The 14,229-nt window shown below is 65.3% G+C and carries 14 protein-coding genes; 11 read left to right on the forward strand and 3 right to left on the reverse strand.

What is annotated here, in order from left to right:
* The first annotated feature begins 2 nt into the window (after positions 1–2).
* From secE to rplA, 4 genes are all read left to right on the forward strand, one after another.
* Complete coding sequence (secE, locus tag G6N60_RS05100; RefSeq protein WP_163743488.1) at positions 3–452, forward strand: preprotein translocase subunit SecE; 450 nt, start codon at positions 3–5, stop codon at positions 450–452.
* 52 nt (positions 453–504) lie between these two features.
* The gene (gene nusG / locus G6N60_RS05105; protein ID WP_179969643.1) at positions 505–1,347 is read left to right on the forward strand and encodes a transcription termination/antitermination protein NusG; all 843 of its coding nucleotides are present in this window, start codon (positions 505–507) and stop codon (positions 1,345–1,347) included.
* 33 nt (positions 1,348–1,380) lie between these two features.
* The gene (gene rplK / locus G6N60_RS05110) at positions 1,381–1,812 is read left to right on the forward strand and encodes a 50S ribosomal protein L11 (protein ID WP_163733424.1); all 432 of its coding nucleotides are present in this window, start codon (positions 1,381–1,383) and stop codon (positions 1,810–1,812) included.
* A gap of 77 nt (positions 1,813–1,889) precedes the next feature.
* Entirely contained in the window at positions 1,890–2,597 is a 708-nt protein-coding gene (gene rplA / locus G6N60_RS05115; protein ID WP_163733427.1) for a 50S ribosomal protein L1, read from the forward strand.
* A 116-nt stretch (positions 2,598–2,713) separates the two neighbouring features.
* Here rplA and G6N60_RS05120 read toward each other — a convergent pair whose 3' ends face one another.
* Positions 2,714–2,866, reverse strand: a complete 153-nt coding sequence (locus G6N60_RS05120; RefSeq protein ID WP_163733430.1) for a hypothetical protein — start codon at positions 2,864–2,866, stop codon at positions 2,714–2,716.
* Positions 2,867–3,069: 203 nt separating this feature from the next.
* On the opposite strand from G6N60_RS05120, the gene G6N60_RS05125 reads away from it, so the two are divergent.
* Positions 3,070–3,663 carry a M15 family metallopeptidase gene (locus G6N60_RS05125; protein WP_246240327.1) on the forward strand — a complete coding sequence of 198 codons (594 nt, stop codon included), beginning with the start codon at positions 3,070–3,072 and terminating at the stop codon, positions 3,661–3,663.
* Positions 3,664–3,751: 88 nt separating this feature from the next.
* Here G6N60_RS05125 and G6N60_RS05130 read toward each other — a convergent pair whose 3' ends face one another.
* Both G6N60_RS05130 and G6N60_RS05135 read right to left on the reverse strand, forming a co-directional pair.
* Positions 3,752–4,813, reverse strand: a complete 1,062-nt coding sequence (locus G6N60_RS05130; protein WP_163733436.1) for a glycosyltransferase family 4 protein — start codon at positions 4,811–4,813, stop codon at positions 3,752–3,754.
* 25 nt (positions 4,814–4,838) lie between these two features.
* A complete protein-coding gene (locus G6N60_RS05135) occupies positions 4,839–5,915 on the reverse strand; it encodes a cellulase family glycosylhydrolase (RefSeq protein WP_163733439.1) in 1,077 nt (358 codons plus the stop codon).
* A gap of 1,362 nt (positions 5,916–7,277) precedes the next feature.
* Here G6N60_RS05135 and G6N60_RS05140 point away from each other — a divergent pair.
* The 6 genes from G6N60_RS05140 to G6N60_RS05165 all read left to right on the forward strand — a co-directional run bounded on the left by G6N60_RS05140 (position 7,278) and on the right by G6N60_RS05165 (position 14,167).
* A complete protein-coding gene (locus G6N60_RS05140) occupies positions 7,278–8,192 on the forward strand; it encodes a glycosyltransferase family 2 protein (protein ID WP_163733442.1) in 915 nt (304 codons plus the stop codon).
* Positions 8,193–8,358: 166 nt separating this feature from the next.
* Complete coding sequence (locus G6N60_RS05145; RefSeq protein WP_163733445.1) at positions 8,359–8,910, forward strand: hypothetical protein; 552 nt, start codon at positions 8,359–8,361, stop codon at positions 8,908–8,910.
* A complete protein-coding gene (locus tag G6N60_RS05150; RefSeq protein WP_163733449.1) occupies positions 8,907–11,279 on the forward strand; it encodes a DUF2206 domain-containing protein in 2,373 nt (790 codons plus the stop codon). Before G6N60_RS05145 ends, G6N60_RS05150 begins: the two co-directional genes overlap by 4 nt.
* The gene (locus tag G6N60_RS05155; protein ID WP_163733454.1) at positions 11,276–11,761 is read left to right on the forward strand and encodes a hypothetical protein; all 486 of its coding nucleotides are present in this window, start codon (positions 11,276–11,278) and stop codon (positions 11,759–11,761) included. Before G6N60_RS05150 ends, G6N60_RS05155 begins: the two co-directional genes overlap by 4 nt.
* A complete protein-coding gene (locus G6N60_RS05160) occupies positions 11,758–13,035 on the forward strand; it encodes a lipopolysaccharide biosynthesis protein (protein WP_163733456.1) in 1,278 nt (425 codons plus the stop codon). The genes G6N60_RS05155 and G6N60_RS05160 overlap by 4 nt, the downstream gene beginning before the upstream one ends.
* Positions 13,028–14,167: a glycosyltransferase family 4 protein gene (locus G6N60_RS05165; RefSeq protein WP_163733460.1), complete on the forward strand. Its 1,140-nt coding sequence runs from the start codon at positions 13,028–13,030 to the stop codon at positions 14,165–14,167. The genes G6N60_RS05160 and G6N60_RS05165 overlap by 8 nt, the downstream gene beginning before the upstream one ends.
* Positions 14,168–14,229: the final 62 nt, after the last annotated feature.

Below are 14,229 nucleotides of genomic sequence, written 5' to 3' on the forward strand. Positions count from 1 at the left end.
CCGTGAGCGACGAGCGCGACGACATCGACTCCGACGTCGACTCCGTCGATTCCAACAGCGATGGCATCGATGCGGGCGGCGACGACGTCGGGGTGACGCGTGCCCGCAGCCAGACCGCGGTCGCCACGCGTCCGCAGCGACCCACCGGCAAGCGTTCGCGTCGGGAGATCACCGAGTCCGAGGGCATCGAGGCCGCGCCCGCCGATGCGAAGAACGGCAACGGCAAGAAGCCCAAGACCGCCAAGAAGTCGGGGCCGCCGCGCAACCCGTTCTCGTTCATCTGGAACTACCTGAAGCAGGTCGTCGCCGAGCTGCGCAAGGTCATCTGGCCCAACCGCAAGCAGATGATCAGCTACACGACCGTGGTGCTGGTGTTCCTGGCATTCATGGTTGCCTTGATCGGCGGGGTCGACCTCGGCCTCGCCAAACTCATCACGCTGGTCTTCGGCTGACGCAGCCGCCTGACCACCCGTGACGAGCGAAAGACTGAGAGAGGATTGACACGTGACTTCCTTCGAGGGCGATACGCCTTCGGCGTCGGCTGTGTCCGACGCGCGCATCGAGGACGCCGACCCCACCACGGTGATCGCGAGCAGGACCGCGGAATCGCTGGAGTCGTCCACGGCTGAGGCCGTGGCCGAGGTCGGCGACGATGCACCGGTCACCGACGACGCACCGATCACCGACGACGCCGAGGCCCCCGCTGCCGACGAGGACGAGGACGAGGATCCCGCCGTCGCGCTGAAGAAGGATCTGCGCAAGCGGCCGGGCAACTGGTACGTCATCCACTCCTACGCCGGTTACGAGAACAAGGTGAAGGCCAACCTCGAGACCCGCGTGCAGAACCTCGACGTCGGTGACTTCATCTTCCAGGTGGAGGTTCCCACCGAAGAGGTCACCGAGATCAAGAACGGCCAGCGCAAGCAGGTCAATCGCAAGGTGCTGCCCGGCTACATCCTGGTCCGCATGGACCTGACCGACGAGTCGTGGAGCGCGGTGCGCAACACGCCCGGCGTCACCGGCTTCGTGGGTGCGACGTCCAAGCCGTCACCGCTGACCCTCGACGACGTCGTCAAGTTCCTGCTCCCGCAGGGTGCGGCGAAGAAGCCCGCCAAGTCCACGTCGTCGGCCGCGGCCGCTGCCGAGACCGGTGGAATCGAACGGCCCGTCGTGCTCGTTGACTTCGAGGTCGGCGAGTCCGTCACCGTCATGGACGGCCCGTTCGCGACGCTGCCCGCGTCGATCAGCGAGGTCAACGCCGAACAGCAGAAGCTCAAGGTGCTGGTGTCGATCTTCGGTCGTGAGACACCCGTCGAGCTGACCTTCACCCAGGTCGCCAAGATCTAAGAACCACGAGAACAAGAACAGGAAAGACACGTCATGCCCCCGAAGAAGAAGAAGATCACCGGGCTGATCAAGCTGCAGATCCAGGCCGGCGCGGCCAACCCCGCCCCGCCCGTTGGTCCCGCGCTCGGCCAGCACGGTGTCAACATCATGGAGTTCTGCAAGGCGTACAACGCCGCGACGGAATCCCAGCGCGGCAACGTCATCCCCGTGGAGATCACCGTCTACGAGGACCGCAGCTTCACCTTCGCCCTGAAGACCCCGCCCGCCGCGCAGCTGCTGCTGAAGGCCGCTGGCGTGCAGAAGGGCTCCGGCGAGCCGCACAAGACCAAGGTCGCAAAGGTCACGTGGGATCAGATCCGCGAGATCGCCGAGACCAAGAAGGAAGACCTCAACGCCAACGACATCGACGCCGCGGCGAAGATCATCGCCGGCACCGCCCGTTCGATGGGCATCACGGTCTCCTAGTTTCACCCAGCTTCACCCCCGTGGAAGGGCCCGCTTCGGCCCGACTGACCACCGCCAAAGAAAGTGATTGGAATCCCATGAGCAAGACCAGCAAGGCATACCGCGAGGCCGCCGAGAAGATCGACCGCGACAACCTCTACACCCCGCTCGAGGCCGCGAAGTTGGCCAAGGAGACGTCCTCGAAGAAGCAGGACGCCACTGTCGAGGTCGCGATCCGTCTCGGTGTCGATCCCCGCAAGGCCGACCAGATGGTGCGCGGCACCGTCAACCTGCCCCACGGCACCGGCAAGACCGCCCGCGTCATCGTGTTCGCCGTTGGTGACAAGGCCGAGGCCGCTCTGGCCGCCGGCGCCGACGAGGTCGGCAGCGACGATCTGATCGAGAAGATCCAGGGCGGGTTCCTGGACTTCGACGCCGCCATCGCGACGCCCGATCAGATGGCGAAGGTCGGCCGCATCGCCCGTGTGCTCGGACCGCGTGGCCTGATGCCGAACCCGAAGACGGGCACCGTCACGCCTGACGTCGCCAAGGCCGTCACCGACATCAAGGGCGGCAAGATCAACTTCCGCGTCGACAAGCAGGCCAACCTGCACTTCGTGATCGGCAAGGCGTCGTTCGACGAGAAGTCGCTCGCCGAGAACTACGGCGCCGCGATCGACGAGATCATGCGGGCCAAGCCGTCGTCCTCGAAGGGCCGCTACCTGAAGAAGGTCGTCGTCTCGACCACGACGGGACCCGGCATTCAGGTGGACCCGCAGATCACCCGGAATTTCGCGGAGGCGTAGGCCGCCAGGCCGGAGCCGACCATCGGGTCCGGAGGCTTAGGCCGCCAGGCCATAGGCCTCGAACGTGAGCGAGCCCCCGACACCTACAGGTGTCGGGGGCTCGCTGCGTCGAGACGTCAGGCGGCGACGCGCGTGACCGCGCCGACGCACATGTGGTTCGAGCCGCCGAACGGGTGATCGCACGCCGGGCAGGCGCCGTCGTCGTCGACCTTGGGCCCGACGACGCGATGGGTCAGGCGAGATGAAAAGGACAGCAGTGCGTGCAACATGGTTCCCCCCAAGGAAGTCGTTCGTGATTCGGTGCGATGTGCGCAATCCGTTGAGACGATGCTACTCAGCCGTCAATAAGCGGCGAATCGGGGAAAACCCTAGGGTTCTGCGCATGGTCTCCTGGGGATCGCGCCGGTGGAGTCGGTGGACGGGCACACCCAGCAGGTGGCTCATCGCTGTCTTCGGCGTAGTGTGCGCCGCGATGATTGACGTCCCCTCGGCCTCTGCCGATCCGCCGCCGGTGTCACCCCAAGCCGCCGCGGCGGGGTTGGTCGACGTGCGCACCGTGGTGCCCGACGCGATGATCGACCTGCGGTACGCGACGACGGACAACTTCGTCGGCGAACAGCTCTACCCGACGGGAGCGCGGTGCCTGGTGCACGAGTCCCTCGCACCCGGGCTCACCGTTGCGGCGAATCAGCTACGCGCACAGGGGCATGTCATGGTGTTCTGGGATTGCTACCGCCCCCATGACGTGCAGGTGCGCATGTTCCAGGAGGTACCGAACCCGAATTGGGTTGCCCGGCCCAGTGATTACGCTCGCAGCCACGAGGCGGGCCGGTCGGTCGACGTCACGATCGCCGGGCTCGACATGGGCACCGGCTTCGACGACTTCACCCCGCGCGCTCTCGCCTATGCCACCGATGGGGTGACGGCTGCGCAGCAGGCCAACCGCGCCGTACTCCGATCGGCGATGCAGGCGGGTGGGTTCGCGGTCTATTCCGGCGAATGGTGGCACTTCGACGGGCCGGGCGCGAAGGACCCGCGGCCGATACTGGACGTGCCGGTGACCTAGCGGGCGTGGTTCGACGTGCGGTTCGCCGGTGTGTCGCTGGTACTCATGGGACGTGGGGCTGCGCGGCTCGACCCGGCCCGCTGCCGCCTCAGCACCTCACCCCGCGCAGCAATTCCACCACCAGATCTGCGGACTTCTGCCAATCGAACCGCTCGGCGTTGATCCGTCCCTGCTCCACCAACCGCACCCGCTCGCCGGGCGTGTGCTCCAGCAGCTCGACCTGCCGAAGCAGTTCGTCGAGATCGGAGGGGTTGAAGTACAGGGCGCCATCGCCGGCCACCTCCGGGATCGAGGCCGCGTCCGAGGTGATGACGGGGCACCCGAGTGTCTGGGCCTCCAAGACGGGCAGACCGAAACCTTCGTAGAACGATGGGAAGACGAGGGCCTGCGCGTTCTCGTAGAGCCAGCGCAGTTCGCCGTCGGTCAGACCCTTCGTGACCGTGACCGATGGCCCGAAGGACGCGGCAGCCCCGGCGAAGACACTCGCCAGGCCTGATGCGCCCACGACCGTGACATGTCGTCCGGACGCGGCCAGCGCCTCGATGGGCGCCTCCAGGTTCTTGTGTCGGGCGAGCGTGCCTACGACGAGGTACGTCGGATCCTGGCTCGTCATCTCGGGTCGCTGGCTCACGGTCTTCTGTGCGAGATCCGAACTGCATGGGACGACGAGGAACCGAGAAGTGCTGACCCGCAACACTTCTGCCAGCTCGTCTCGACTGAACTCGGACACGGTCATTATCCGGTATGCGGTCCGCGACAATATGAGGAAGCCAATGAAGTAATAGGCCACGAACAGGAACCGGAAGGTTCTCGAGAAGCGAAAGGGCGTGGCGTCGTGGAAGGTAACGACCTGGCGGCGCTTGAAGACGGGTGGGATGCCCCCGAAGCTGAGCATGAACTTGCCCAGTGTCGCCAGTGGCAGGTAGAGCTGCTCGTACACCACGCCGGTGACGGGTGCGTGCTGTACGCGCACGCCGTTGGACGCCGCCCATGCCGGGACGCTTGCGCCCTTCGGCACGTGCAGGACGAAGTCGAATTCCTCGGACTCGACGAGCCGGGACGCGACCTCCTCCGAGTATCTCTGGACGCCGGTGAACGGCTGGCCCAGCCACCGCCCGTTGATGTGGACCTGGCGCACGCTCTTTGTCATCAGAACCTCCCCCAAGGTGTGGCGCTCATCCATCGAGTCGTTTCACGGCGTCAGCGAGGGCCTGGAAGGCGGCCTTCTTGGAACCGTCCGCCCGGCGCAGCCCGAAGTACGCCTCGCTACTGTCCAGCGGCGCAGTGAGGTCGCGATCGGTGTACCAGAACATCGCGTGGATGACCGGTTCAGCGGCCGCCGTCGCGACCGCGTCGGCCGCGATGATCGCCTGCTGCTCTTCGGACACGTGATCGGGTGACTGGTCCAGAGAACCGGGAGAACCGTCCCAGACACCCTTGGGTCCACCCGTGGGCGCGCCGTACTCCGTCACCCAGATGGGCATGTTCGGCATTCCGCCCTGCGCGAGCACTTGACGCAGATAGGGCAGCCCGGAGTCGGCCTGCGCCCACGGCGTCATCCATGGCCCAAGCCGACTGGCCGGGTAGGGAAACGTGTAGGGATGCACGGACAGGGCATCGACGAGCTTGAGGGGTGACTCCGGCGTCTGGCCTAGGAAGTCCGCCGCCGAGAGGTTGCCATTGGTACTCTTCCCAATCGTCAAGCCGCCCAACAGGATAAAGGCCTTGTCATCGGCGGCGCGGATCGCGTGCGTGGATGCCTTGAGCAGTTCCAAGTACGCCGCCGGGTCGACCGCGGGTTGCCAGAACAACGCCGAGTTCGGCTCGTTCCAGATTTCCCACGTGTGTACGCCCTCCGGAGCGAATCGGGACACCGCCGCACCGGCGAACGCGGCGAACTGAGACGGGTCGGCGGGTTCGCAGTGATTACCGGAGCAGCCTGGTGCGCTGGCCCACGCCGGCGGGTCGACGAGGACGGGCAGTATGTCGAGATGCCGCTGGCGTGCTTGGGCGAAGATGCGTTCGACGCGGTCCCAGTCGTAGGAATTCGACGGCGTGGGCTGCGCCTCGGCCCAGGACAGGTCCATTCGTATCCAGGTCGCTCCCACCCCCACGGCGTCGTCGAGCGCTTGCCCAACGTCGTCGTCGGTCATCGACGGCAGAACACCGCCGTACGAAATACCAATGTGCAGAGTGTTTTTGGTGGGCTCTTTGGTGTCGCTGGCACCACCGCAGCTCGTCGCGGCACCCACGAGCGTCATGACGAAGAGCGCAGCGATCGAGCGACGAACGGCTCGGATCGCTTCATGGGACCTGAACGATCTGCCCGCAGGCCCGGTGTGCACGTCAGAATTATGCGGACACTGCGCGACGTGCCGCAAGGTGAACCGATTGCTGGACGACGAAGACGGCGTGCACGACGGGTACGCCGCCCGAAGCATCGTCGGATCGGACGTGCCGCAACGCAATGCCCTTGGCGGCGAGGAACGTTGACGAAGGCGTGCGGTCGAACCACCTGGGCCGTGAATCAACTATTTTGCTGATCCTCGAGCGGAAGGAGGTAAGCCGTCGGTGCTGGACGAATGGCGAAACCCTCCATCACAGCGCGAAGGGGACGACGCGGGCACGGCCCGCAACGTTGCTGCAAATATTTGCTGAGGAGGGTGTCGTCAAAGTATCGAGGCGCGGCTGCGGGCGTGGCGCCGCGTTGGATCTGCGACGCGTGCGACGCGACGAGGTGCGACCGTTGCTTGACGGAGGTGTCGATTCCGCTGGCTTTGGTAACAGCGGTCGCCGCCAGGGTTCGAGAAGGCGAAACACCGCCAACGACGTGTTGAACAGCACAAATGAGTGCGACGTATAGCAAAACGATATTTCTAAACCTGTGATTCTGCTCACACCTGCTATGTCGGAGGTGCGCTGGCGACCCCGCGAGAGGTAGGAAGTACGCGGACGTGGCTCCGACGCCGTGCCTCGTCCGATCATTGTTTGTAGCGTTTGGGGGAACGCGCATGTGGGGTTTTTCAATTAATTCGCCGCTTCTGGTGGAACTGGCAAAGCTGTGACTCGTTTGCTGTCACGTAGGGCTGGTGCACCGGGCCGGCCTGGTCGCGAGCCGGCCGCACCGTCGCCGCCGTCGCAGCCCTCGGGCCATGGAGCTCGGTGGAGTCTGCTATTCATCGGGGAATATCGGCCTGAGAGCGACTGCCACGCAACGGGTTTCGGCATCTCGGCTGAGCCGCATCGCTGCGCCGCCCCTTCGGGTGGGCACGCATGTTGGTCACGGGCGCACCAGTCACCCGACCACGTAGCCACCACCGATCTGACTCGGCCGACTGGGGGAGGTGTGGGTATCGAACAGGAGGCCTAGGTGACCGCGGCGTACATCAGCGGGTGGTGCGCCACCCGTACGTCGTGTGTTCGAAGGACGATCGCCGTACTGCTTTTAACCCTGCTGTATTCAGCAATTGGATACCGGGGGGCGGGTTTTCGGATTGGAACCCCTGCCCGCCTCCCGGCCCACCAACCTCGCAAGGAAGGCAACACTAATGCTACACAGCCATGCATTGTCTGCGGGTCAATCGTCGAACGACGGTGGGCCCAATGGGCAGCGGATGCGATTGCTGTCCATCGTCATCCCGGCCCTCAACGAGGCCGAGAACATTCCGCGGGTCATGGCGACGATCCCGCTGGCCGCCTTCGAGAAGGCAGGCTGGGACGTCGAGTTCATCGTCGTGGACAACGGCTCGGTGGACGGCACGGGACACATCGCCGCCGCGCACCACGCACGTGTGGTGCGGCGGTCGGTCCGCGGTTACGGCAGCGCATACCGCGCCGGCCTGGCCGCAGCACGTGGCGATCTCATCGTCACGGGTGACGCCGACTGCACCTACCCCTTCGACGCCGTCCCAGAGTTGTTGGCGCACTTCGAAAGCAAGCAACTCGACTTCCTGTCGACCAACCGACTGGGCACCAGGGACCGCCAAGCCATGAAGCGGTCGCACATGTACGCCAATCATGCGCTGACCGGTCTGAGCCGCACGCTGTTCCGATCGCCGTTCCGCGACTCGCAGTCGGGTATGTGGATCTTCCGCAGGGAGATCCTGGACCATCTCGACCTGCGGTCGAACGGTATGGCGTTCTCACAGGAGATCAAGCACGAGGCCTATCTCAAGGGATTTCGGTGCGACGAGGTCGCCATCGAGTACCGGGTGCGGGGTGGGTCGGTGAAGCTCAACGCGTGGCGAGACGGTGTCGTCAACACCTCGCAGTTGTTCTCGCATCGGGTTCGCGGCCGCAGGCTGCCGGCATGGGGCGCCCTCACCGAGGTGGGCACCACCGTTCTGGCGAACTCCGACCTCGCCGACGTCGCGACCCGATCGACGTCGATGATGAAGGATCTGACCGAGACGGTGGTCATCGAGCAGCCGACCCAGCTGCTGAAGCCCACTCTGATGTCAGCTCAAAACCCGGACAAGACGCCGAAAACCACTGACGCGTCCGGGGATTGCGAAGAGATGGCGGTCTAGGTCGTCGTTCGAACCAATGGTGGTACGGGGTTGGGTCAGCGGTCGCCCCAACCCCGTACCGCCAGCACACCGTCACGATGGACCGGCAAGGGAGAGCATTCATGAACAGTCCGACGGAACCGTCAGCCGCTCTCGAGACCGCTTCGTGACGATGAGCACCTCGTCGATGACGGACACCCGGTCGGCCACGCACCGACTCCGCGGCCTGCTGCTGGCGATTCTGGCGTTGGTGGCGATCGGCGCGACCATCGACGTCAATGGTTCGGTGCGCCATCAACTGGCGTTGTCATTCATCCCGCAGCCCTCCGACTACACGGAGTTGTACTTCGCGACGGGCCGACCGGTCGAGGTGGATGCCGACGGTGACGTGGCCACGGTCAACGTCGAATTCACCGTCGCCAACCACGAGGGGGTCACCACCGTCTATCCGTACACCGTGGCGTTGACCGACGCGGCGGGCGTTCCGGTCGCCAGGGTGGCGGGGGCGATGTCGATTCCGAACGACGATGCGATCACCCGCCAAGTCGCTGTGGCCGTGCCGATTTCGGCATCGTGGACGGCCGTCGACGTCCACCTGCAAGATCGCACCGAACGGTTGCACCTCCTGCAATCGCAGTGGACCACGCTGCTCAACCACAGTGGCTCGCTGTCGCGCGGAGCGGTCGAAGGAACGCACGAAGACACCACCGGTGCCGGCGATTCGACGGGGCGATCATGACCGCAACGGCCACGTCCCACTCCGAGTCGCTCACCGACCGCCTGCCCCAGCTCCGTGGTGACGGGGACCTTGGCTTCGCCCTGGTGACCATCGTCTGCGCGGCAGTGACCATCCTTGGCACGGGTCCGCTGCTCCTGCGCATCGTCGCGGGCGTCATCGTCGCGGTGTGCGTTCCCGTCCTCCTGCTGACGGCAAAGATCGACTGGCCAGACACCACGACGTTGCACGAGGCCGTGCTGTATTCACTTGGGCTCGTCGTGATGGGCCTGATGCTCCTCGGACTCGCATCGACCGCGGTCCTGCCCCTGATGGGGGTCTCTCGACCGCTGGACAGGCTGCCGGTGGCGATCACGATGGCTGCCGTCGTGGCGGGGCTTGCCCTCTGGCGCAGGAGACGCTGGCGCCTCTTCGATGGACTGAGTCTGCAGAGCCGGTCGGTGATGTACGTCCAATTCGGAACGCGCGACCGCCTGATGCTGATCACCGCGGCGCTCCTGGTGGTCGCGTCGGTGGCTGGCGCCATCCGGCTCAACAATCATGCGGGCGGGGGAGTGACCACCGCGATGATCCTCGTCGCGGTCGTCGTCATCGTCTGCCTCTTCGCGTGGCTGCGTACGCTCAGTGGCGTCACCGTCGGCGTCACGATCTACCTGGTGTCGTTGGCGCTTCTGTTCATGACCTCGCTGCGGGGCTGGTTCGTATCCGGTCACGACATCCAGCTCGAGATGCGGATGTTCGACATGGCGCTGCGAGAGGGCACGTGGGACATCGGGCTGTTCCGCGCACCGTACAACGCCTGTCTCAGCATCACCATTCTCCCGACCATGCTGGAGCGGTTGACGGGCATCCCGGGTGCGTACGTCTTCAAGGTGCTCGCGCAACTCCTGTACGCGGTCTGTCCCGTCTTGATCTATCTCATCGCGCGCCGGTTCTCATCGAAACCCGTTGCCGTGCTGGGCGTCGTCTTCTTCATTGCGTTCCCGACGTACTTCGTCGACATGCCCTTCGAGATCAGGGAGGAGGTGGCGCTGTTCCTCATGGGCGTGGCGCTGCTGCTGATCACCGACGGCCGCCTGACGATCAGACTGCGCCGCATCGGTTTCGCGGTCTTCGGCACCGGGGTGATGTTGTCGCATTACTCGACGATGTACATCCTGCTGAGCGTGCTGATCCTGACGTGGGTGCTGATGTGCGGACGGCGCGTGTTCGCGATGGCAGCGCGGCGTGTGAAGAGAGTCGGGAAGCCGATCAAACCGACTGTGGCCGTAGTCAACTGGTCGGTTCTGTTCGTCTTGGTCGTGCTCACCTTCCTCTGGGTCGGCGTGGTGACGCGCACCAGCAGCGAGGTCGGCAAGACCTATGACCTGGTGAGTGCCTCGCTCGCCGGACAGGACAAGAACGCCATCAAGCCCGACACCCTCTACAGCTTGTTCGGCGGCGCGAAGGACGAACCGCAACCGGTGCTCGACCGCTACGACGCCGAGTTGCGCAAGGAATCGGCGAACGGACGCGCCAGCGGCGAGAACTACCCGTTGTCGGAGGTGAACCGGTACCCACTGAAGGCGGTGCCCGCCGAGTTGGCACCCCTGACCGATTGGGGCAGGGCCGTCGAAAGGCGAGGGTTCGACATCGCGGCCGTCAACGAAGACTTCCGCAGTTGGTCGGCGGACATCCTGCAGATCTTCATCGGTGTCGGCGTGTTCGTCGTCGTCCTCCGGCGCGCGAGGGGTTTCAGCCCCAGCGTTGAATTCATCGCCGGAGCCGTCGCCGGCGTCAGTCTCGTCGGCATCCAAGTCCTCGTGCCCTACGCCGCAGCGCAATACGGCGTCTACCGGACGTTGGAGCAATGTCTGTTCTGGCTGGCGCCGTTCATGGCCGTCGGCGCCGTCACGACGTTTGCGTGGCTCGGTCGGCGGGGATCTCAGGCCGTTGCGCTGGGAGTGGCCCTGGCCTTCTTCCTTCTGGTGACGCGCATCATTTGGCAACCCTTCGGCGGCTACCCGCCGGCATTGCACCTCAGCAACTCCGGTGCGTACTACGACACCCAGTACCTCGACATGCAGGAGATGTCGGCGATGGCCTGGCTGCGAGGTCAGCTCAATCACGGTTCCAGTCGCGAGGTGCAGGCAGAGGCGTCCACGGCCCGATATGCCCTTGGCATCGAGAACTATTGGGACGCCAACGACGAAATCCTCCCGACCTGGGTTCGCCAGAACACGTACGTCTTCCTGGGGTCCACGGCCCTGCAGACGGGCAAGGCGGCCTTCACCTATCTCGGCAAACGCGTGGAGTATGAGTATCCCGTCGGCTTCCTCGACGAGAACAAGAGCCTGATCTACAGCAGTAACGGCGCCAGGGTCTACCGATGACGGTCGACGTACGCCCGAGGAGCGACCAGCCGAGACCGAGAGTCGCCTCACCCATCGCGACGGTGCTCGGGGAGACCGTCGCCGTCGTCGCGGCCCTGGTCTGGCTATACGTGGCCATCATCGGAACGGTGCGGCCCAACGACCTTCCGCTGCACATCATTTCGTGGGTGCCCCTGCGCCGGGACACCGTGGGAATTGGGTGTTTCGGGCTGTCGGCGGCGGCATGCCTGGTGAGCGGACTGTTGAGGGGTCGGTCCGTCTCACGGGTCGTTCTCGGCACGGTGTTCGGCTACTCGACGGTGATCGCGATCTACCTGATGGTGGGAACGGTCACCCATCCTGAGACCCTGACGATGGCGCTGACCCACCTCGCGAACTGGCCGACGGAACGGATGACCCTGGTGCTCGCCTTCGCCACGTCGATCTGCTCGTTCGTCTTGCTCAGGACGTCCACGCACACCTCGAGGACGGGGATCCGATGACGACCACCCCGCAGCGGATCAATGCCTCCGGTGACGACCGGCTGGTGAGGAGTTCGATCCTCCTCATGGCGACGACCGCCGCGATGGCAGGGCTGGGGTTTGGCTTCTCCATCGTCGTGGCCCGCGTGTTCAGCCCCGCCGACGTGGGTGCCGGAACGTCGCTGATCGCCGCCACGACACTGATCGCCTTCCTCGGGCCACTCGGGCTGGACGGAACGATCGTGCGCTTCACCATGCATGCCAAGGACTACAACGCGCCGTTGAGTCAATCCCTCTTGGTGGCAGGAGGTTTGGGTCTGCTGCTGTCTGGCCTGTACGTCCTGTTCGTGCCGTTCTACGCGCCGGAGCTGGCATTCGTCCGCGGTGACCTGCTGTGCGCGATCGGCTTCGTGATCGCCGGTGCCGCGGCGAGTGCCAACCAGCTCACGGATGCCATGTTCCTCGGTGCGCGCAAGCCGGAGTACAACCTGTTGTTGAACGGATTCGTCCAAGGCATGACGAAGGTCGTCTTGCCCTTCGCGCTCATCGGTCTCGGCGCCTTCGGCGTCTTCGGGTCGGTGGCCGCGGGTTACGTCGTCGCCCTCGTCGCGAGCCTCTACTGCCTCAAGCGAATCCTGAACTTTCGCTTCGTATTTCAGCGGAGGAACGCGATCCCGCGGGAACACCAGCGGTATTCGATCTCCAGTTACGTCTCGAATGCGCTCAACTTCGCACCCGCCATGGTGCTTCCGTTGATCGTGCTGCACACGCTGGGAAGCGCCAGCGCGGCGTACTTCTACCTGGCCTTCCAGGTGGCCAACACGGTGAACGGGATCTCCCAGTCCGTCGGCCAGGCACTGTTCGCGGAGGGTTCATCATCGGACGAGACACGGCTGCTCGACCTCGGCAGGCGTGCCTTCGTGCTGCAGGCCGCACTGCAAGTGGTCGCCGTGGTCGTGGTCGTCGTCGGTGCGCCGCTCATCATGGCTGCCTTCGGCCGCGACTATGCGACGCATGGGCAAGACGTGTTGCGCATCCTGGCCATTGGTGCCATTCCGGTGGCAGTGGGGACGTTGGCGGCCTACATGCTGAAGGTCCTGCGGCTGATGAAGAGCCTCATCGCAGCGAACGTCGTATTCGCCGTCACGACAGTGGGTTTGGCCCAGTCGTGGGGTCATCGCGGTCTGGAGTGGGTTGGTTGGGCCTGGTTCGCCGGACAGACGGCGATGGCACTCTGCGCCGTCACCGCCCTCGTCGTCCACTTCAGTCGCAGACGGGTCACCGCCGGTGAGTGAGCGCGTCCTCATCGTCAGCCACTACTTCCCCCCACACCTGGGTGGCATCGAGAACGTTGCCCGTGAGGAGGCCAGGCACCTCGCCCGCGCCGGATTCGACGTCACGGTGGTGACGACGGCCATCGGTGAGCCGGCCGGCCGTCGTCGGCTCGATGGATACACGGTCGCGCGCGTGCGGGCCTGGAACGGCATCGAGGGACGGACCGGGGTGCCCTTCCCGATCGTCGGCCCGTCGTCGATCAAGACCTTCGTCGAATTGATTCGCAGCGCCGACGTGGTCCACGTGCACGACACGCTCTACCTGACGTCGTGGTTGGCGGGCCTCGGCTGCCTGCTGCTGCGGAAGCCGCTCGTGCTGACCCACCACGTCGGTCTCATCGACCACCCGAACAAGTTCGTGGTCGCGGTCCAGCGCGCCGTCTACGCGACTGCCGGGCGAGCGCTGATTCGTACCGCTCGGCGGATCATCTACTTCAACTCCCGGGTGCTGTGCTTCCTTCGCGGGTTGGGTGCCACCGACGAGCAGGTGGCCTTCATTCCCAACGGCGTCGACACGGAGGTGTTCCACCCGGCGAACGTCGCACTGAAGCGGCGACTGCGGCAGGAGATGGGTCTTCCCGCGAACGCCGTTCTCGTGCTGTTCGCCGGTCGCTTCGTGCCCAAGAAGGGTTACGACATCCTGCTGCAATGCCATTCGCCCCTGTACCGCATGCTCCTCGCGGGCGGGGAACCCTCGGCCGGCGACCGCGCCGGCACCAACGCCGTGTTCCTCGGACTCCGCAGCCAGGCCGAACTGGCCGACCTGTACCGCGCGGCCGACATCTTCGTCCTGCCCTCGAGTTCCGAGGGCTTCCCGTTGACGGTGCAGGAGGCCATGGCGTCGCGACTCGCGGTGGTCACCTCCGACGACCCCGGTTACGACGTCTTCGAGCTGGACCCGACGCGCGTCGCACTGGTGCCCCCGAACGTCGACAGCGTGCGTGCGGCGCTGGAGGCCATCGCATCGGACGAGGCCACGCTGAGCCGGATGGCCGCCTACTCGTACCAGGTCGCGTCCGAACGATTCTCGTGGCCGACCCACGTCGACGCACTCGCTGGGATCTACCGGGGTCTGGTGCGCCAGTTGGTGTGAGCCTCGGGGATCCGCGGATCGCCCGCCCGTGCAACCGCACCCCGCCCCGACGCGTTCTGACA

Source organism: Mycolicibacterium madagascariense, from assembly GCF_010729665.1.
GTDB classification, from domain to species: Bacteria; Actinomycetota; Actinomycetes; order Mycobacteriales; family Mycobacteriaceae; genus Mycobacterium; species Mycobacterium madagascariense.

Bases quoted from the DNA above. Each gene is read 5' to 3' on its own strand.
- rplK (WP_163733424.1), top strand. From the start codon at position 1,381: ATGCCCCCGAAGAAGAAGAAGATCACCGGGCTGATCAAGCTGCAGATC.
- rplA (WP_163733427.1), top strand. From the start codon at position 1,890: ATGAGCAAGACCAGCAAGGCATACCGCGAGGCCGCCGAGAAGATCGAC.
- G6N60_RS05120 (WP_163733430.1), bottom strand. From the start codon at position 2,866: ATGTTGCACGCACTGCTGTCCTTTTCATCTCGCCTGACCCATCGCGTC.
- G6N60_RS05125 (WP_246240327.1), top strand. From the start codon at position 3,070: ATGATTGACGTCCCCTCGGCCTCTGCCGATCCGCCGCCGGTGTCACCC.
- G6N60_RS05130 (WP_163733436.1), bottom strand. From the start codon at position 4,813: ATGACAAAGAGCGTGCGCCAGGTCCACATCAACGGGCGGTGGCTGGGC.
- G6N60_RS05140 (WP_163733442.1), top strand. From the start codon at position 7,278: ATGCGATTGCTGTCCATCGTCATCCCGGCCCTCAACGAGGCCGAGAAC.
- G6N60_RS05145 (WP_163733445.1), top strand. From the start codon at position 8,359: ATGACGGACACCCGGTCGGCCACGCACCGACTCCGCGGCCTGCTGCTG.
- G6N60_RS05150 (WP_163733449.1), top strand. From the start codon at position 8,907: ATGACCGCAACGGCCACGTCCCACTCCGAGTCGCTCACCGACCGCCTG.
- G6N60_RS05155 (WP_163733454.1), top strand. From the start codon at position 11,276: ATGACGGTCGACGTACGCCCGAGGAGCGACCAGCCGAGACCGAGAGTC.
- G6N60_RS05160 (WP_163733456.1), top strand. From the start codon at position 11,758: ATGACGACCACCCCGCAGCGGATCAATGCCTCCGGTGACGACCGGCTG.